The sequence below is a fragment of the Flagellimonas profundi genome, assembly GCF_017313275.1.
GTDB classification, from domain to species: Bacteria; Bacteroidota; Bacteroidia; order Flavobacteriales; family Flavobacteriaceae; genus Flagellimonas; species Flagellimonas profundi.
In genome coordinates this window covers 668,142-688,070 of the sequence record NZ_JAFLNM010000002.1, presented here as the reverse complement: position 1 = coordinate 688,070, position 19,929 = coordinate 668,142, and the positions used below count along the sequence as shown (strand labels likewise).

Below are 19,929 nucleotides of genomic sequence, written 5' to 3'. Positions count from 1 at the left end.
AAACTCAAAGTTATAAAATTACATAATTAAAGTCTTTCGAAAACGTTGTAGTTTCACAAAATGCCCGATATTTGTCCATAAATAAAACAGCCTTTCCATGTTTGAAAAGCAACATCGCACTCTTGGCGAATTCATTATCGCCAATCAAAACTCATTTCAATACACTTCCGGGGAACTATCACGACTGTTGAACGGCATCCGTTTGGCTGCAAAAGTAGTGAATCACGAAGTTAACAAAGCGGGATTGGTAGATATTATCGGTGCCGCTGGGGACACTAATATCCAAGGTGAAAACCAGCAAAAATTAGATGTCCTTGCCAATGAAAAGTTTATTCAAACCTTAAAGAATCGCGAAATTGTATGCGGAATCGCTTCTGAGGAAGAAGATGATTTTATCAGTATTAACAGCTTTGACAAACAGCACAAGAACAAGTATGTTGTACTTATTGATCCTTTGGATGGCTCCTCCAATATTGATGTAAACGTTTCCGTAGGAACCATTTTTTCGATTTACAGACGGGTAACCCCGGAGGGCACTCCTGTAACATTGGAAGACTTCCTACAACCTGGAAGAAACCAGATAGCTGCAGGATACATTATTTATGGAACGTCGACCATGTTGGTCTATACCACCGGAGATGGTGTCAATGGTTTTACCTTGAACCCAGCTCTGGGTACTTTTTATTTATCCCATCCAGATATGCAGTTCCCTGAAACAGGCAAAATTTATTCGGTGAACGAAGGAAATTACATTCATTTTCCACAAGGGGTCAAGGATTATATTAAGTACTGTCAAATGGAAGAAGGTGACAGACCTTACACCTCAAGATACATAGGATCTCTTGTTTCGGATTTTCACCGTAACATGATCAAGGGAGGTATTTACATGTACCCCAAAAGCAGCAAAGCCCAAAATGGAAAATTACGGTTATTGTACGAATGCAACCCTATGGCTTTTTTGGCCGAACAAGCCAAAGGAAAGGCCAGCGATGGATACCAGCGCATCATGGACATACAACCTACCGAGTTGCACGAACGCGTACCTTTTTTCTGTGGAAGCAAACAAATGGTCGAAAAAGCGGAGGAGTTTATGGCCAATGCCTAGTTACACTCACGCTTTATCAATACATGGTAATCTTCGAAGGCAATCTGACCAGAGAAAATAGCGATGGACTTATCGATGATTTCGGATGCTTTTTTAGGGGCAAAACCTAAACCAACGGCATATTTTTCAACAATCTTGCGCTCATCATCATCTATATAATGATCAGAAAAAATAATCTGGAAAAACTCGAATAGCCTTTTAAATCTTTTTTCGCCACTATGTGGAGTTTCAATAGGATATTTGTTCTCCCTTTTCATTACCTCCTTAAACTCATCCTCACTAATATTGAGCTTAAAGGCAAATTTTTCCAAAACGGCCATCTCCTTTTCGTTGATATCCCCATCAACAGCTGCCAAACTTGCCAAAGTGGCAAAATGGGCCAAATTTGTCCTGTGATCTCCGTGCTCGTATAAATCTAAAATTGGCATATCGAAAATTTTGTGGCACAAATATAAATTTTTAAAACAGATTAAAATATGAAAAAAGTCACCAAAAGAAATTTGTAATTTACCCCTGCTATGAAAACACCTTTGCTCCAATTCACCTCCAAAGGAATTTATTGTAAAGAAGCGGATGTTTATTTGGATCCTTGGAAACCAGTGGACAAGGCCATTATTTCACATGGGCATGCCGACCACAGCCGTTGGGGGCATAAAAAATACATCACTCACCATAAGAATATACCCATAGTACAGCATCGTATTGGAGAAGTACACATTTCTGGAAAAGATTGGGGTGAAACATTTACCGTAAATAATGTAAAATTTAGTTTTCACCCTGCAGGGCACATTGTTGGGTCTTCGCAAATAAGAGTAGAACACAAAGGTGAAGTATGGGTCTTTACCGGAGATTATAAAATCGAAGATGATGGGGTCACAACCCCTTTTGAGCTTGTGAAATGTAATACTTTCATTACCGAATGCACCTTCGGATTGCCCGCTTTTCAGTGGAGACCGCAGCAAGAAGTGTTCGATGACATTAACCAATGGTGGGCACAGAACCGATCGGAAGGAAAAACCTCAGTTCTTTTTGGGTATTCTCTCGGCAAGGCACAACGTCTGATCAAGCATTTGGACACTTCCATAGGCAAAATATATACACATGGGGCAGTGGAAAATATGACGGATGTACTGCGTCCCTTGATTGATTTACCACCAACTCATTTGATCACAAGGGAAACCAAGAAAGCCGAACTTTTAGGTAACATTGTTGTTGCTCCACCAAGTGCACATGGAAGCACATGGATTAAAAAAATGGTCCCTTATGTTACGGCCACGGCCAGTGGTTGGATGGCCTTTAGGGGAGCGCGAAGACGCAGGGCCATAGACAAAGGTTTTGTGCTGAGCGACCATTGTGATTGGAAAGGACTACTGGAGACCGTCGAAGCCACTGGAGCAGAAAAAGTAATATGCACCCATGGCTACATCGATATTTTCTCCAAATATTTGATGGAACTTGGCTACGATGCCCGAACCGAAGCCACTCAATATGAAGGCGAACTGTCCGAGATCAATACTTCGGAAAAAGAAAAATCGGAAGCAGAATGAAACAGTTTGCCCAACTCATAAAAACTTTGGACGGCACCAACAAAACCAATGTAAAGGTGCAAGCGCTGTCCCAATATTTTAAAGAAGCCAGCGACCAGGATAAGGTTTGGACCATAGCCATTCTTTCCCATAGAAGGCCTCCGCGCCCGGTAAACACAACCCTATTGCGTACTTGGGCCGCTGAACTATCAAAGATACCAACATGGTTGTTCGAGGAAAGCTGTCACATTGTTGGCGATTTGGCCGAGACCATAGCCTTGGTGGTGCCCTCTACAGAACAAGGCACTGACAAATCATTAACGTTCTTTTTGCAAGAGATGCTAGCATTGAAACAAAAACCAGAAACAGAGAAAAAGAAATACCTTTTCCAGCATTGGTCCGTGCTGGATTATTACGAGCGTTTTGTCTTCAACAAGTTGATTACGGGCAGCTTTAGAATCGGGGTCAGCCAAAAATTAATGACCCGTGCACTTTCAAAAGCCACAGGTATCGAAGAGGATATTTTAGCTTATAAATTAATGGGGAATTGGAACCCGAACCGTATTACCTTCCACCATCTGGTTTTGGAAGAAAAGGAGAGCGATTACCTATCCAAACCCTATCCTTTCTTTTTGGCATATGCTGTGGAAGACGATGTTTCTGAACTGGGAAATGTCAACCAATGGTCCGCAGAGCACAAATGGGACGGTATTCGGTGCCAGGTCATTCTACGTAATGATGAACTATTTGTTTGGAGCCGAGGGGAAGAACTGGTCACCGACAAATATCCAGAGTTTGAGGCATTTGTGGGCGTTGTTCCCAACGGAACTGTGTTGGATGGGGAATTGCTGCCGTATCCCAAAGGTGAAATCGGTACTTTTAAAGATTTACAGACCCGAATTGGGCGAAAGAACATTTCAAGATCACTTTTGGAAAAAATCCCGGTCAAATTGAAGGTTTATGATTTGTTGGAGTGGAAAGGAAAAGACGTCAGGGACAAAAGCTATTTGGAGCGAAGGGATATCCTCGAAGCATTTTACAAAAACACGATGAAATCAAACAAGGGAGCCATACCCTTGCTTTTATCCGAACGGATGCAATTCAATTCTTGGGACAATGTTGCCCAAGAAAGGGGCTTGTCCAGAGAAAAACATAGTGAAGGCCTGATGCTCAAACGTAACGACTCCACCTACCAAGTAGGACGAAAAAAAGGCGATTGGTGGAAATGGAAGGTCGACCCGCTTACCATCGATGCAGTACTCACCTACGCCATGCGGGGCCATGGTCGGCGAAGTAACCTGTTCACCGATTACACCTTTGCACTCTGGGATGAAAACGAACAGGGTGAAAAAGAACTGGTCACCTTTGCCAAAGCCTACTCGGGACTTACGGACAAAGAATTTCGGCAAGTGGATGCCTGGATCAAGAAAAATACGTTGGAACGCTTTGGTCCCGTGAGAAGCGTTACCCCTCATCATGTTTTTGAAATCGCCTTTGAAGGCATTGCTCCCTCCAAGCGCCATAAAAGTGGTGTAGCAACACGCTTTCCCAGAATTTTACGCTGGAGAAAGGATAAAAAAATCGAAGAGGCCAATTCTTTGGACGACCTAAAAAGTTTGATTATCTAAATGAAGCAAAAAGAACTTTTTCAAATTGCCGAAAATTGGTTCCAAGATCAAAACTGGAAACCCTTTCCTTTTCAAAAAGAGACTTGGAAAGCATTTTTAGATGGTAAGCACGGGCTTTTAAATGCGCCCACCGGTAGTGGAAAAACCTATGCCCTTTGGTTTCCGATCGTACTCAACTACATCAAAAACCATCCAAACTATAAGACTAAGCATAAAAAAGGGCTAAAAGCTATTTGGATCACGCCATTACGGGCACTTTCCCAAGAAATAAAACAATCTGCGGAACGCATCACCAAAGATCTGGGAACCCAAATGACCGTGGGTATCCGAACGGGGGATACTTCGGCAAAAGAAAGGGCAAAAATGCGCACCAACATGCCCGACCTATTGATTACTACCCCCGAAAGTTTACAATTGTTGCTATCATCCAAAGGCTACGAAAAAACCTTCAAGGACTGCTCCGCTATTGTGGTAGATGAATGGCACGAACTATTGGGCACCAAGCGAGGTGTTCAAATGGAGTTGGGCCTATCCCGACTAAAAACGGTCTGTGAAACATTACGGATTTGGGGTATATCGGCCACTATTGGAAACCTGGAGCAAGCCCGTGAAGTCTTGTTGGGACCAACATCCCCGGAATTGGAAAATTCCATGCTCGTTAAGGCCGACCTCAACAAAAAAATCACGGTAAAAAGTATTATTCCAAGTAAAATGGAAACCTTTCCTTGGCGTGGGCATTTGGGATTGCACCTTTTGGATCAGGTTGTTCCCATTATTAACAACAGTAAAACCACTTTGCTCTTCACCAACACGCGAAGCCAATGCGAGATTTGGTTTCAGAAAATACTGGAAAAATATCCAGAGTTCGCCGGAGAAATGGCAATGCACCATGGTAGCATCAATAAAGAAACCCGCCTTTGGGTGGAACAGGCTATTCGCAACGAAAGCCTAAAGGCCGTGGTCTGCACATCGAGCTTGGATCTGGGTGTCGATTTTGCACCCGTGGAAACGGTGATACAGATTGGCGGACCCAAAGGGGTGGCCCGGTTTTTACAACGCGCGGGGCGCAGCGGCCACAGACCGGGTAAGGAAAGCGTCATTTATTTTTTGCCCACGCACGCTATTGAATTGGTTGAGGCCTCGGCCATGCAAAAAGCGGTTTTGAACAGTGCCGTGGAAGACCGTATTCCCTACTTGAGCAGTTTCGATGTCCTCATCCAGTATTTGACCACCTTGGCAGTATCGGATGGGTTTTATCCTGATGAAATCTATCCCGAGATCAAACAAACATTCTGTTATCAGACCTTGACCGAAGAACAATGGCAATGGTTGCTCAATTTTTTGGTAATGGGTAGCCAAAGTCTGAAGAGTTACGACGAATACAAAAAAGTAGAAGTCGAAGAAGATGGCAAATTTAAAGTGAACAGCAGGGCAGTGGCGATGCGGCATCGTTTCCAGATCGGAACCATTGTCGGGGACGCCACAATTTCAGTACGATATCAAAAAGGGGGGTACATTGGTAGTATTGAGGAATACTTCATCTCCAAATTGAGCCCTGGCGACGTCTTCACCTTTGCAGGTCGAAATCTGGAATTTATAAGGATCAAGGGGATGGCCGCGCACGTGCGCAACTCCAAAAAAAGGACAAACAAAGTACCCAGCTGGATGGGCGGGCGCTTGAGCTTTTCCGCAAAAATGTCCGAGCTGTTGCGACAAGAGCTGTACACCGCAGCGTTGGATTTTTCGGACCAGTCGGAAGAAATCCAAGCGCTACAACCTATGTTTGCCAAACAACGGGAAGAAAGCATTGTTCCGCAGCCCCATCAATTTTTGATTGAGACCTTCAAAACTCGGGATGGCTACCACCATATGTTCTACCCGTTTGAAGGCAGGGCCATCCATGAGGGAATGAGCAGTTTATTGGCCTATCGCATCAGCCTGCTGAGGCCTATTACCTGTTCCCTTGCGTTTAACGATTATGGATTTGAATTGCTATCGGACAGGGAAATTGATATTCAGGAAATTTTGGACAACAACCTTTTTACACCGGAATATATGTTGTCCGACCTTCAAAAAAGTTTGAACTCCAACGAAATGGCGCGTAGAAAATTCCGTGACATTGCCGTAATCAGCGGAATGGTGTTCACCGGATATCCCGAAAAAGGAATCAAAATGAAACATCTGCAAAGCAGTTCGGAATTACTGTTTGATGTTTTCCGTGATTTTGAGGATGATAATTTGCTCTACCAGCAGGCCTACACCGAAACTTTTGAGCATCAATTGGAGGAGGGCCGATTACGTTTGGCCCTGGAACGGATTGCCCAACAAGAAATCGTATGGAAGCCGTGTTCGCAGCCCACCCCTCTCTCCTTTCCCATCATCACAGATAGGTTACGAGAAAAATTGTCCAACGAAAAATTGGCGGACCGTATTAAACGAATGATGGTTAAATTGACCAAATGAAGCTAACGATCCATAATCAAGATTTTCAACTCCACCCTTTGGGTGGACTGTTTTGGGAGGAAAAATCACTTTTGCTGATCAGTGATGTGCATTTGGGCAAGGTATCCCATTTTAGAAAGTTCGGAGCTGCCGTTCCCCGAAAGGCCATACACAAAAACTTTCTGCTTCTGGATAAGATCGTTTCCGATTTTCAACCCTTTCAGATCTGTTTTTTGGGTGACCTCTTTCATTCATCGTTGAACAAAGAGTGGGAATTGTTTGAAAATTGGGTGGGCAAAACGCCTGCCGAAATACTATTGGTGGCCGGCAACCATGACGTTATTGCGCCTGAAAAATTCGAAAAGCTCAAGATTTCCATATTTCCAGAGTTGGTTATTGGTTCTTTTCTATTGACCCATCATCCTGAGGAAAGAGAAGAGTACTTTACGTTTTGCGGACATATACACCCATCCATAAAACTCAAGGGTTTTGGAAGGGAACGCATAAAACTGCCCTGCTTTTTTAAGTCCAGCAACCAAATGATCTTGCCTGCCTTTGGTCAATTCACGGGTACTCATTCCCTTGACCCTAAAGATTCGGATGAAGTGTATGCCATTGTGGAGGATAGCATTATTAAGGTTTAAAAACCACAATGTCCTTTCGACTCTGCTCAGGGACCTGTAGCCAATTGTCATTCATGCGAAAGCAGGAATCCACTTAAAAGCATATGGATTCCGCATCGGGTGCGGAATGACACACCCTTTATTTGAGATAAGTCGTGCCGATTAGGTTAAGCTTTTGGCCTATCTGTAACCAACAGATTCTTCGTTTTACTCAGAATGGCCAGGTATTTTTCAGCAAGGACGAGAAACGCAAAAAAACATTTTTAGTAAAGCTTTTCGCGGTTTATCTTTGCACCAAAGTTTTTTGGATTGACCAAAACCCCGATTTCGCAACTTTTTGAACAGTCTCCCCAACTTGGGAAACTGAGGGATAGTATTGCCCAAACAAGAGATAACGAATCCGCTTCATCACAAAAAATCAATATAAAAGGGCTTGTCGGCTCCTCACTTTCCTTTGTGGTTTCTGAAGCTTTTAAATCCGCTGAATCCCCATTTTTGTTGATTTTAAACGACAAGGAGGAAGCCGCTTACCTTTTAAACGACCTGGAGCAACTCATCGGTGAAAAAGACGTGCTCTTTTATCCAGGAAGTTATCGTAGACCCTATCAAATTGAGGAAACGGACAACGCCAATGTACTTTTGCGTGCCGAAGTGCTCAACCGTATCAATTCCAGAAAAAAACCCGCGGTGATCGTCACCTATCCCGATGCGCTTTTTGAAAAAGTGGTCACACGGAAGGAATTAGACAAGAATACCCAGAAAATAAAAATAGGCGACGAGATTTCGTTGGATTTTTTAAACGAGGTCCTCTTTGAATATCAGTTCAAACGGGTGGATTTTGTGACCGAACCAGGAGAATTTTCTGTTCGGGGCGGTATTGTAGATGTTTTTTCGTTCTCGCACGATGAGCCTTACCGTATCGAGTTTTTTGGGGATGAAGTGGACAGCATCCGAACGTTTGATGTGGAAACACAGCTCTCTACCGACAAAGTAAAAAAGATTACCATTATCCCGAATGTGGAGAACAAGTTCACCGAGGAAATTCGGGAAAGCTTCTTGAAATATATTTCTGCCAAAACGGTGGTATTTGCCAAGAATCCTGCTTTAATCTATGATCGTATTGATTCCTTTTTTGAAAAAGCGGAGGAGAGTTTTGCCAAATTAAGCGAGGAAATAAAGCATGCGAAGCCCAAAGAACTGTTTTTGGATTCAGCTTCGCTGAAAGAGCAGTTGCAAGATTATTTATGTATTGAGATTGGAGTTTCCAGTGAGACCCTAAAACAAGTTCAGGGTGACGAAATCCAGTTCAACATCAAGCCCCAACCTTCCTTCAATAAAAAGTTTGACCTCCTCATTGAGAACCTCAACGACAATCGTGATGCAGGTTATAGCAACTATATTTTCTGCTCCACGGAACAACAGGCCAAGCGTTTTCACGATATTTTTGATGAAGTCGATGAAACGGTACACTATCAGACCATCATTTTCCCGCTTTACCAAGGTTTTGTTGACCAAGATTTAAAAATTGCCTGCTACACCGATCATCAAATTTTTGAACGCTACCACAAATTCCATTTAAAGAACGGCTATGCCAAAAAACAGGCCATCACCTTAAAGGAACTCAACAAATTGGAAATTGGGGATTATGTTACCCACATTGATCACGGTATCGGTAAGTTCGGTGGATTACAAAAAATTGATGTGGAGGGCAAAAAACAGGAGGCCATCAAACTGATTTATGGCGACCGTGACATTCTCTATGTCAGCATCCACTCACTGCACAAAATATCCAAATACAACGGTAAGGACGGGGCTCCTCCAAAAATATTCAAACTGGGATCGGCTGCTTGGAAAAAGCTAAAGCAAAAAACCAAGGCTCGGGTCAAAAAAATTGCTTTCGACCTTATAAAAGTCTACGCCAAGCGTCGATTGGAAAAAGGTTTTCAATACGCTCCGGACAGCTATCTACAGCACGAGTTGGAAGCGTCTTTCTTGTACGAGGACACTCCAGATCAGGAAAAAAGTACCCAAGATGTAAAGAAGGATATGGAGAGTGAAAGACCAATGGACCGCTTGATCTGTGGGGATGTTGGTTTCGGGAAAACGGAAGTTGCCATTCGGGCCGCATTTAAGGCCGTGGACAACGGTAAACAGGTGGCTATTTTGGTACCGACCACCATTTTGGCCTTTCAACACAACAGAACCTTTAAGGAGCGATTAAAGGAGATGCCCGTGTCGGTGGATTATCTCAACCGTTTCCGTACCGCCAAAGAGAAGAAGGATGTATTGGAGCGATTGGCCTCTGGTAAAATCGATATTATTATCGGAACCCATCAGTTGGTTAACAAAAACGTTAAGTTCAAGGATTTGGGCTTGCTGATAGTGGATGAGGAGCAAAAATTCGGTGTTTCGGTAAAGGAGAAATTACGTTCCATCAAAGAAAATGTAGATGTACTTACCTTAACTGCCACTCCAATTCCGAGAACCCTTCAATTTAGTTTGATGGCCGCCCGGGACCTTTCCGTGATCAATACCCCGCCTCCCAATCGCTACCCTATCGAAAGCCAAGTGATTCGATTGAACGAAGATATTATTCGGGATGCTGTGTCCTATGAAATCCAAAGGGGCGGACAGGTGTTCTTTATCCATAACCGCATTGAAAACATCAAGGAAGTGGCAGGGATGATCCAACGCTTGGTTCCCGATGCCAAAATTGGAATCGGCCACGGGCAAATGGAAGGCAAAAAACTGGAATCCTTAATGCTCGCTTTTATGAACGGTGAGTTTGATGTATTGGTTTCCACCACGATTATTGAAAGTGGTTTGGATGTGACCAACGCCAACACCATTTTTATCCATAATGCCAACAATTTTGGGTTGAGCGACCTTCACCAAATGCGAGGACGTGTGGGTCGGAGCAACAAAAAGGCCTTCTGCTACTTTATTACCCCTCCCTATGAAGTCATGACCACAGAGGCCCGAAAGCGTATTGAAGCTTTGGAACAGTTCACAGACTTGGGAAGTGGTTTCAATATTGCGATGAAGGATTTGGAAATTCGTGGTGCAGGAGATCTTTTGGGAGGTGAACAGAGCGGTTTTATCAACGAAATCGGATTTGAGACCTATCAAAAAATATTGTCCGAAGCCATTGATGAACTCAAGGAAAATGAGTTCAAGGAACTTTATGATGAAGTTGAGGGAGACAAAGAGAAAGTGTATGTGAAAGAAATGCAGCTCGATACGGATTTTGAGCTGCTGTTCCCGGATGATTACATTAACAATATTACGGAACGCCTCAACCTTTATACCCAATTGAACGATGTAGCGGATGAGGAAGGTCTACAAAAATTTGAAGCACAATTGGTGGACCGTTTTGGCGAATTGCCAGAGCCAGCGGTTGATTTGATGAACTCTGTTCGAATTAAATGGATTGCCACCCATATTGGTTTGGAAAAGGTAATTATGAAAAAGGGCAAGTTCATCGGTTACTTTATAGCCGACCAGCAATCCAGTTTTTACCAAAGTGCCGTATTTACCCAAATACTGCAATACGCCCAAACGCACCCACAAGTGGTAAAGCTTAAGGAGAAGCAAACCCGAAATGGATTACGATTGCTTTTGGTTTTTGATAAGATTACGAGTGTGGACAAAGCGTTACAGGTTCTGGAACCTTTTACCCCTCATAAGGAAAATGTTTCCGCATAATGTGCGTCATGCCGAACTTATTTTTCAGCATCCCATTACTAGGTATTGGAGATTCTTCGCTTCGCTCAGAATGACATCAATCCTGTATTTTTCAACCTTAGTGGATTATGTGACCCCGAAACAAGTTCAAGTTGATGGACTTTTACTTACCAACTAAAAAGCCTCGTACACCAATTTTACGAACTCCCCTATTTTTGACGGTTCCAGCCAGCGCGTTACAATGACCAGTCCACTTTTGTTTGATACAGCAGTATTGTCAATCATCTTACAACCAATCAACCAAAATCCTAGCTATCAGATAATTCCTTTAAAATATAAGGGTAATTCTTATTTTTTGCGAAAAAATTAAATGCAGTTTTAACCAATCTCCCTATTTTAGTAAACCTAAACAACTAATTCATAATTATGAAAAGAGCAGGTATTTTTATGACCATTTTATTCCTTAGTTTACAATTTTCAAGTTGCGGTGTAATGTTCGGTGGTAGTAGATACAATGGAACATTTGTAGCAAATGGAAGACCCAATGCTGATATTTATATCAATGGGGAAAAATCAGGTCAAGGTGAGGTTACTAAAATATTAAAACGTAACAGGCCTGTAAAGGTAGAAATCAAGGAGGATGGCTGCGAACCAGTTACAAAAAACTTTGAAAATGCTTTTAGAACCGGAAACTTTATTTTAAGTGTCTTAACTTGGGGTATTTTAGGAATAGGTGTTGATTTAGGTACAGGTGCATCTTATAAACCTGACCATAGAAACGACCCTTCTATCGCAAAGTTAAATGACAAAAATTTCAGGTTTTCAATAGACTCAAACTGCGAAGAGCAATAAAATTAAAGCGGGCCAACTTTGGCCCGCTTAACTTTGTCTCACATTACAAAATTTGACTATATCAACTTTTATTAGAAAGCCTCGTACACCTGTTTTACAAACTCCCCAATTTTTGAAGGTTCCAACCAACGGGTAACGATGACCAATCCACTTTTTTGGTCAACCACAATAAAATTACCTCCAAAACCAGCAGCATAAAACACATGCTCGGGAACATCTTCCCAGTATCTACCACCTTGCTGGTTGAGCCACCACATATAGCCATAATTTACATTCGGAACTGATGGGGTTGTAGCTTTTTTGATCCAATTCTCACTAATAATCTGTTCATCTTCCCATTTCCCGTTGTTCAAAAACAAGGTTCCAAAACGGGCCATATCCTCTGTGGAAATAAAAAGTCCGGCACCCGAGTGTCCGCCACCTGTTACGGATTTCATTTTAAGGCCATCCACCACAGTCCAAGCGTTATCGTACCCAAACCATCTCCATGATGTGGTCGCACCAATTTTGTCCATAACTTCTTCTTTGAGTACCATGGGTACCGGTTTTCTCCACACATGGGTAAGCGAATAGGCGAGCACGTTCACACGAACGTCATTGTATTCCATTACAGTACCTGGTTCGTTGAGCGTTCGGAATTTCCAATCGTCCAGACCTCCTTCGCTCGGTGGACGGTCGGCCCAATCTTTTCCGCCCCAAAGTTCACCCGACCAATCGGAATTTTGCTGCAACAAATGCTCCCAAGTTATCTTGGAATTGTGGGCACCATCAAAAGTGCCATCCCAGATGTAATCAATCACCTTGTCCTTGGTGTCCTTTATCAATCCCTGATCTTCGGCAAGTCCGGCCACAGTGGACAAAAAGCTTTTGGTAACACTAAAGGTCATATCCACCCGTTTGGTGTCTCCCCACGAAGCCAATACATAGCCATTCTTCATGATCATGCCCGCAGGACCACCTCGTTTTTTAGTTGGACCTAGAATTTCATGAAAAGGTTCACGTTTAAAACCCTCCAGTATAGCTTGTCGGATATCCCGTGAACCCGAATACTCGTTGGCATTGGCATATTCCACAGCTTTGTTCAGCTTTACTTCATCATACTTGAATTGCCCTTTTTCCGGAGACTTCCAAGTTTCATAGCGTTTGGGGAAATTGATTTGTTGTGCGCTGGTGTCCAGTGTTGTCGTGAATGCAACAAGAAGAGCTGCTGCAACTAGCATGTTTTTCATTTGTCGGAGGTTTGGTTTTAAGCAAGAAAGGTAGTGATTGTTGCCGAATTTATCCACTCATCGCAATCGGGGAATTTTAAAAGGGATTCTTAGCTTCGCTTAGGATTTTAAAATAGATTTCTCACATCCGTTCGAAATGACATGGAATGTTTCGAGGTCATTTCGACAGAGCGTAGCGACGAGAAATCTAAAATCGCTTTTTATATACTTGGTCGCCCTCTTTATCATAATAGCGCCAAGTACCTACTTGCTCGTCATTGCGGAAGCGGCCACGGATTTTTCGAGTACCGTCCGGATAAAATTCCTCATAACGCCCGTGCTTTAAACCATCTTTTAAGTCCACTTCAAACCGTATGTTTCCGCTGGGGTATTTTTTACTGAAGGATTTGGCATTTAAATCCGTTGGATAGATAGGATTTAGATCGAAAACCGCATCAGTGATCTCGGTTGAAACCGTATTTTGAGTTTTTGGAGTCGTTGTGTTGATCCTTTTCGGAAGACTGGTCGCTTTCTTTACTTCCTCCACATCTTGATAGTTGAGCACCAAACGACTTTCGAACAAATCATCTTCAGGGGTCAGTTGCAACCCCACTTGTGGGAAACAAATAATGAAATCCTTGTTCTTGCGCATTTTTTGTTTGGTCGGGGCATCAGCCAAGGCATACATATTATCAAACAGCAAAGGCACGTTGCTGTAAACGAAAACAGTGGATTCCGAATCGAATTTTTGATCAAAATTTTTGAACCTTTCCGAGGTCGCAAGTATGTCTCCCTCTGAGACCTTATCAATTATACCCTTTAGGGTATTGGGGCTATCACTAAAAATCACAAAGTCATCGATTTGGGTGAAGTAAGGTTTGTCAAACTCCTCGAACCTACCACCCAAGAGCATCTTGAAAAATCCTTTGATGGAGAGGAAATTGATTTCGTAGTCCTTGTAATTTACCGCCTTGAACTTTACGGGTGTTTTTTTGCGGATCTGTTCCACCACAAAATCCAAATTGGTTTTGGCATCTTTAGCATTGTTGGCTTTGAGTACAAGCGCAACATCATTTTTACCTTTGGTAATGTGGGATTGGATTTGAAGTACGGCGATTTCATCACCGATCCAACTCACAAAATTTTCCTTTATATCGATCTTGAGGATTTTTTCCACCTTGCCAATTCCCTCTTGATAGCTCTCGAACTGTTCGGGGTCGTTCTGCTGTACCATCTCGAAATTCCTGTAGAACTCGGTGAAGCTATCAAACCCATAACTAATGTAGAGTGCTGTGCTATTCGGTGCCACTTCGGGAATGGAGCGCTCTGCCTTGCCCGATTTTTGCAGGGCTTCCAAATAGTATTCGTTCACGGCGCTGATGTTGGTATATCCGTTGGCCGTTAGCGTGCTGTTATCATCCAGATCAAAATAGAAGCCCGAGAACAAAAAGTTTTCGCTAACCCGTTTTACCCAATCGGAAGGCCTGTCCGAATACATTTTAATGTAATCATCAAAATAATGATACTGGGTGTACAATCGAAACAGATCCTCATGCCCGACTTTCTGATTGATTTCCAAAAAATTGAGGTTACGTCCCAAAACCGGTTCCACATATTGATCAATGGAAGCTTCGACCAAGGTATGTGTATAGGAAGCCACCAACTGGTTTTTGATAAAGGCCAGATACATGGTTTCCTTGCTCTCCAGGTCGTGTACTTCCAAAATTTCGTGTTCGTGGTACGTCCGTTTGCTTAGCACATAACCATCATCCAATAGCGTGTTCAAATAGGTTTTGAGCAATTGCAGTTTTGCTATGCGTTTGAGGTCCAGTACATAAAAAATCCCATAATCCTTTTGGGAAATCATATGGATGGATATAAACAGGGAACGGTTGTCAAAAAACTCGAACAGTTTATGATTGTCGTTGAAAACAGAATCTACCCTTTGAATGTTTTCGGTAAGGTCCGAAAAATAGTCGTTCTTTTTAAGGTGGTGCCAAGCTTCGCTCTTACTTATTTTTTCCCAACTTTCTACGGGTTGTTCCGATTCAATAATGAAAACAGCATCTTTTGGTATCAAGTAAATGGACTGCAGGTTGGTCCTGGGAGATAGTATAAAAATATAGGCCAAATAGCACAGGTACAGTACTATTAAGCCTAGAATACCGTAAAGAATCCTTTTTTTGGTCATTATTTCCAAAAAGTGTCTCCTTCAAGAACGAAGAAGATGCCTTTTTAGTTTAGATCCATAAAAAGGAAACTTATTTTAAAGTGATTTTAAGTCTTTTATTGTTTTAAAAGCAACGTCTACCTGTTCATCGTTCACCAAAATAGTAAACTCGTTGGTTGTGGAAATCACCTCGTACAGCACAATGCCCTCCCAGGCCAATCGCTGAAAGATGAAGTAATAGATTCCGGGTACGGAAACGTTCTCGGCAGGCAACTTCACGGTAATGGAAGAAAGTCCTTCCGCCTTTTGGGTACAACGCTCCATTTTAAAATACTTTTCCACCACCCCATCCATTACATTGCTGATCACAATATTGATTTCGTTTACACCACGAGAAGAGGTATAGAAAACATCTTGGTTGGCGTTTACTTCCTCCAACAATCTAGCTTGCTGTTGCAGTATGGTATCGGAAGCCAAAAAAGTATAATCCGTCAAGTTGGAGCGCACTGTGATCTCGCCAATATTTTTGAGCACTTTTACGATTTTGTGAGTGGCCCTAAACTCCAAATCATCCGAAAGACGTTTGAGTGCCATAACAATGGCGCCATCCTTTACATCTTTACCCAATTCTTCGGCGATTTCAGGTTTTATTTGTCGAGATAAAGAGGTAAGGTTGATGATCCCTTGAGCCAAGGCAGTCTGAAGGAAAGGTTTCTTCTTGATGTAATGCTCTACTACAGCAGATATTGTTTTCATTATTTTAGGTTGCTTTTGAACAAAAATAACATATTGTTACAAAACAAACAAATGGTTAAAAATGATAGAAAGCGTTTTCAAAGTGCTCAATTTCATAATCATTACTGTTTTTTACCACTGTGATCACATCAAATCTCACCTCCAAATCGGTATTGATTTCCTCTAAATAGTGATTGGCCGCCAAGGTCAAAAGTTTGATTTTTTTAGGGGAGATCACATTGGAAATATCTTCGAGGAACCCTTTGTTTCTTGACTTTACCTCAACAACCGCCAAGATGTTATCCTTTTCGGCGATGATATCTACTTCGGCATTGAGATAACGATAGTTACGTACTTTGATTATATACCCTGAAGCCTTTAAAAAGTCTACGGCCTTTTGTTCTCCGAGTTTCCCAAATGTGTTATGATTTGCCATAGATTTTGCAAAGATTTAAAAAAAATGCGCATTTCATCGAAAAATTTGGTCGTTCATGGACTTAAGAGCGTTAAGATTGTAATTTGTTGGCTCAATTGAACCACATCCAACACTAGCATAAGCATATAGTTTCCCCAAAACTATGTACCAAATTAACGCCAGAAATTGCTATGGAGTACTTTATCAATTGTAATTCCTCAACCTTGACGCCGTACACTACTCCATTGGACGAGTTACGTGCGGCCCACTTGTACCGAAGGCTTGGTTTCAGTGCTTCGGTGCAAACCATCAATGCCGCTGTTGGACAAACAGCCGATACTTTAGTCGATAACTTGGTAAATCAAGCGCTTGCCGCGCCCATCATTCCTGCACCGGAATGGGCGGATTGGAACGATACCAATTACCCTGCAGACGAGGATATGGCTCGGCAATTACGTAGGGCTCAAATTGAAGATTTTACTACCACATACGGAAATGCTTTAGTAAGTAATGAGTTGCTGGACAGAATGAGCTTTTTCTGGAGCAACCACTTTGTAACCCAGTTGGAGACTTATGATTGCCCCCAGTTTTTGTTTTATTATATGAATTGCTTGCAGCGAAATGCCTTGGGCAATTTTAAGACATTTACCAGCGAAATTGGCCTTACCAGTGCGATGCTCTATTATTTGGATGGTGTTCGGAACAGAGGGGATAACCCCAACGAAAACTATGCACGTGAACTATACGAGCTATTTACCTTGGGAGAGGGAAACAACTACACCGAAGAAGACATCATTGAAACTTCCAAAGCTTTATCAGGATATACGGAACGCGGTGAGGAAGGGTGTACCCAAGTAACTTTCGACCCAACGGAATTCAATACCGAGAACAAGACCATATTTGGTCAAACAGGAAATTGGGGATACGATGATGTTATCGATATCCTATTTAATCAAAGGCCAGATGAGATTGGCTGGTTCATCTGTAAAAAACTATATGAATTCTTTGTTCATCCCGATTCCACCAACGAAGATGGAGGAATCGCACCTCAGATTATTGATGGGTTGGCCCAAACCTTTATTAGCAATGGTTTTGAGATAGCACCTGTATTACGCCAGCTTTTTAAAAGTCAACACTTTTTTGATGAAACCGCCATTGGGGTCATTATAAAAAGTCCTGCAGACCTATACTTCAACTTTCTAAAGGAAAACGGTTTCTCTTATGATGATGGAACTGTTTTAAATATGATCGATGCTTGTTCCTTGATAGGACAACGTTTTTTTCAACCTCCCGAAGTGGAAGGATGGCAACGAGACCGAACGTGGATCAACACCAATTTCATTATTGGGCGATGGCTCACCATGGAGGTGTTCATAGACCGCTTTTTTCAAAACGACCCAGAACAATTCAGAACTTTGGCCATGGATGCCGTTGGTCCTGCCGACAGCAATACCAGTAATCCAGAAATAGTGGTTAGGGCATTGGTGAACAAATTTACGCCCAAAGGCCTTTTAACGGATGCTGATTTTGAAAAAGCCATGGATGCTTTCAAAATAGATGATGTACCTGAGGAATATTATTCATCAGATTATATTCCTGGCGGTAACGGATGGTGGGTTCTTTCATCAAGTATGGAGGTTCCTACTCAGGTCTACGTTTTATTACGTCATATATCAAGAGAACCCGAATTTCAACTCAAATAACCCTATCATGTGCGATAATCACCATAACCACGATAATTCTCCTCACAAGGGCATCGAACACGATGGCCATGATCTAGAACATAAAAAATGGAGTCGGCGTTCCTTTATCCAAGCTTTGGGGATTGCAGGTTCAGGTTCCATGTTTTTGGGAAGCCATATGATATCAGCTTCAGCACCATCGCCACTTACGGCTGCGGTTGCTGCTGCGGAAACAGACAATATTCTGATCCTGATACGATTATCCGGAGGGAACGACGGGCTCAGTACCGTAATCCCAATTCAACAATATGATACTTATGCAAATGCAAGGCCCAACATCTATATTCCAGAAAGTAAGGTCCTGAAACTTACCGACGATTTTGGGGTGCCCACGTATATGAGTGCCCTAGAACCTCTTTGGGGAGATGGCCAATTTAAGGCTGTGCACGGGGTTGGATATGAAAATCAAAGCCTTTCCCATTTTACAGGTTCGGATATTTTTGCCAATACGGATTTGACCACAACCGGTTTCTCTGGGGAGAACACTGGCTGGATGGGCCGTCACTTTGAGGAGCTTTATCCAGATTATCTGATCAATCCACCAGCTGCCCCGGCAGCTATTCAAATTGGAAACTTGGCGAACTTGGTCTTCCAAGGTGAAGAAACCAACTATGCCTTTGTGACCAACAACGTAGATCAATTAGAACAAATCGCAGAGACCGGAACCTTTTACGATATTGAAAATGCCCCGTTTGATGATTGTATGTACGGGGACCAATTGAAGTTCCTTCGTGGTGTGGCTAACACTACTTACGAATATGCCGGCATTATTCATGATGCCTACATGGCAGGTCAAAATCAAGTAGAGTATCAAGACAATGGTTTTGCAAGACAATTGGCACTATTGGCGCGTTTGATCAAAGGAAACTTGGGCACCAAAGTGTATATGATCTCCATGGGAGGATTTGACACCCACGGAAACCAACCCATTGTACACGAACGATTGATGTCCAACTTATCCGTTGCCATCAATAATTTCTACGAAGACCTCACTTTTACTGAACAGGATGATAAAGTATTGAGCATGACTTTTTCCGAATTCGGTCGAAGAATATTCGAAAATGGCTCCAACGGTACCGATCACGGAAAGGCTGCTCCTACCCTGTTCTTTGGTTCAGGATTAAGCGGAAGCGCTTTTGTTGGTGACCACCCATCCTTGGACGAACCCAATAACCGTGGAAACCTGGAATATACCATGGACTTTAGAAACCTCTATGGAACTGTATTGGCAGAATGGCTCTGTGTTCCAAGAGCATCCGTAGAACAACATTTATTGGGGCATCCCTATCAGGCAATCGACCTTGGATTTAATTGTAGCGGGGAAACTTTTGATGATATTGCCATGGACAACGATCCACCAATATTACCGGAAACACCACCAAGTCAAGACCCTTTGGACCCAAATATTGATATTTTGGATACCATAGAACACGCAGCCGTATACCCAGCAACATCTCCAAAAGATCCGTACATCCATTTGGAAATGCCAGTTTCGGCCCATGTAGATATTGAACTCTTCAATATTTTGGGACAACGTGTGGGAACCTTATTCAACGAAATGATGTTGGAAGGCGCAGTGGACATCAATATCCGTGAACGTATGCGAGATAGTTTATCCACAGGAAAATATATATATCGAATCTCCGTAGGAGAAAAAAAGATGAGCAAATCAGTAATGATTGCGTAAAGAAGCGGGACAATTTGTTATCCATTTTGTGGAGCCCTTCGATGATGCACCTCTTACCCCAAACAGGGTCGCATTTTCGGAGGGTTCCTTTTTTATGTCTATCCCGTTAAAA

14 protein-coding genes are annotated in these 19,929 nt (G+C 42.5%); 9 read left to right on the top strand and 5 right to left on the bottom strand.

Annotated features, from left to right (window positions below; translation table 11 throughout):
* The first annotated feature begins 97 nt into the window (after positions 1-97).
* Complete coding sequence (fbp, locus tag J0654_RS12045; RefSeq protein ID WP_207029286.1) at positions 98-1,105, top strand: class 1 fructose-bisphosphatase; 1,008 nt, start codon at positions 98-100, stop codon at positions 1,103-1,105.
* On the opposite strand, the gene J0654_RS12040 is transcribed toward fbp, so the two are convergent.
* Positions 1,102-1,533, bottom strand: a complete 432-nt coding sequence (locus J0654_RS12040; protein WP_207029284.1) for a tellurite resistance TerB family protein — start codon at positions 1,531-1,533, stop codon at positions 1,102-1,104. The two genes, fbp and J0654_RS12040, sit on opposite strands and share 4 nt — an antisense overlap.
* 90 nt (positions 1,534-1,623) lie before the next feature.
* On the opposite strand from J0654_RS12040, the gene J0654_RS12035 reads away from it, so the two are divergent.
* The 6 genes from J0654_RS12035 to J0654_RS12010 all read left to right on the top strand — a co-directional run bounded on the left by J0654_RS12035 (position 1,624) and on the right by J0654_RS12010 (position 11,860).
* Complete coding sequence (locus tag J0654_RS12035; RefSeq protein ID WP_207029282.1) at positions 1,624-2,652, top strand: ligase-associated DNA damage response exonuclease; 1,029 nt, start codon at positions 1,624-1,626, stop codon at positions 2,650-2,652.
* Positions 2,649-4,259, top strand: coding sequence for an ATP-dependent DNA ligase (locus tag J0654_RS12030; RefSeq protein WP_207029280.1), 1,611 nt, complete (start codon positions 2,649-2,651; stop codon positions 4,257-4,259). The genes J0654_RS12035 and J0654_RS12030 overlap by 4 nt, the downstream gene beginning before the upstream one ends.
* Complete coding sequence (locus J0654_RS12025) at positions 4,260-6,722, top strand: ligase-associated DNA damage response DEXH box helicase (protein ID WP_207029278.1); 2,463 nt, start codon at positions 4,260-4,262, stop codon at positions 6,720-6,722.
* Positions 6,719-7,345: a ligase-associated DNA damage response endonuclease PdeM gene (gene pdeM, locus J0654_RS12020; RefSeq protein WP_207029276.1), complete on the top strand. Its 627-nt coding sequence runs from the start codon at positions 6,719-6,721 to the stop codon at positions 7,343-7,345. The genes J0654_RS12025 and pdeM overlap by 4 nt, the downstream gene beginning before the upstream one ends.
* A 288-nt stretch (positions 7,346-7,633) precedes the next feature.
* A complete protein-coding gene (gene mfd / locus J0654_RS12015; protein ID WP_207029275.1) occupies positions 7,634-11,029 on the top strand; it encodes a transcription-repair coupling factor in 3,396 nt (1,131 codons plus the stop codon).
* Positions 11,030-11,434: 405 nt separating this feature from the next.
* A complete protein-coding gene (locus tag J0654_RS12010; RefSeq protein WP_207029273.1) occupies positions 11,435-11,860 on the top strand; it encodes a hypothetical protein in 426 nt (141 codons plus the stop codon).
* Positions 11,861-11,931: 71 nt separating this feature from the next.
* Here the strand turns inward: J0654_RS12010 and J0654_RS12005 are convergent, their stop codons facing one another.
* The 4 genes from J0654_RS12005 to J0654_RS11990 all read right to left on the bottom strand — a co-directional run bounded on the left by J0654_RS12005 (position 11,932) and on the right by J0654_RS11990 (position 16,409).
* Positions 11,932-13,080, bottom strand: coding sequence for a serine hydrolase domain-containing protein (locus J0654_RS12005; RefSeq protein ID WP_417949078.1), 1,149 nt, complete (start codon positions 13,078-13,080; stop codon positions 11,932-11,934).
* Positions 13,081-13,276: 196 nt separating this feature from the next.
* Positions 13,277-15,259, bottom strand: a complete 1,983-nt coding sequence (locus J0654_RS12000) for a DUF3352 domain-containing protein (protein WP_207029269.1) — start codon at positions 15,257-15,259, stop codon at positions 13,277-13,279.
* Between the two features lie 75 nt (positions 15,260-15,334).
* Entirely contained in the window at positions 15,335-15,994 is a 660-nt protein-coding gene (locus J0654_RS11995; protein WP_119607470.1) for an aspartate kinase, read from the bottom strand.
* A gap of 55 nt (positions 15,995-16,049) precedes the next feature.
* Positions 16,050-16,409, bottom strand: a complete 360-nt coding sequence (locus J0654_RS11990) for a YraN family protein (RefSeq protein WP_207029267.1) — start codon at positions 16,407-16,409, stop codon at positions 16,050-16,052.
* A gap of 170 nt (positions 16,410-16,579) precedes the next feature.
* Between J0654_RS11990 and J0654_RS11985 the strand changes: the two genes are divergently transcribed.
* Complete coding sequence (locus tag J0654_RS11985) at positions 16,580-18,091, top strand: DUF1800 domain-containing protein (protein WP_207029263.1); 1,512 nt, start codon at positions 16,580-16,582, stop codon at positions 18,089-18,091.
* 7 nt (positions 18,092-18,098) lie between these two features.
* Positions 18,099-19,817 (top strand): DUF1501 domain-containing protein, encoded by a 1,719-nt coding sequence (locus J0654_RS11980; protein WP_207029261.1) that lies wholly within the window; start codon positions 18,099-18,101, stop codon positions 19,815-19,817.
* Positions 19,818-19,929 lie beyond the last annotated feature (112 nt).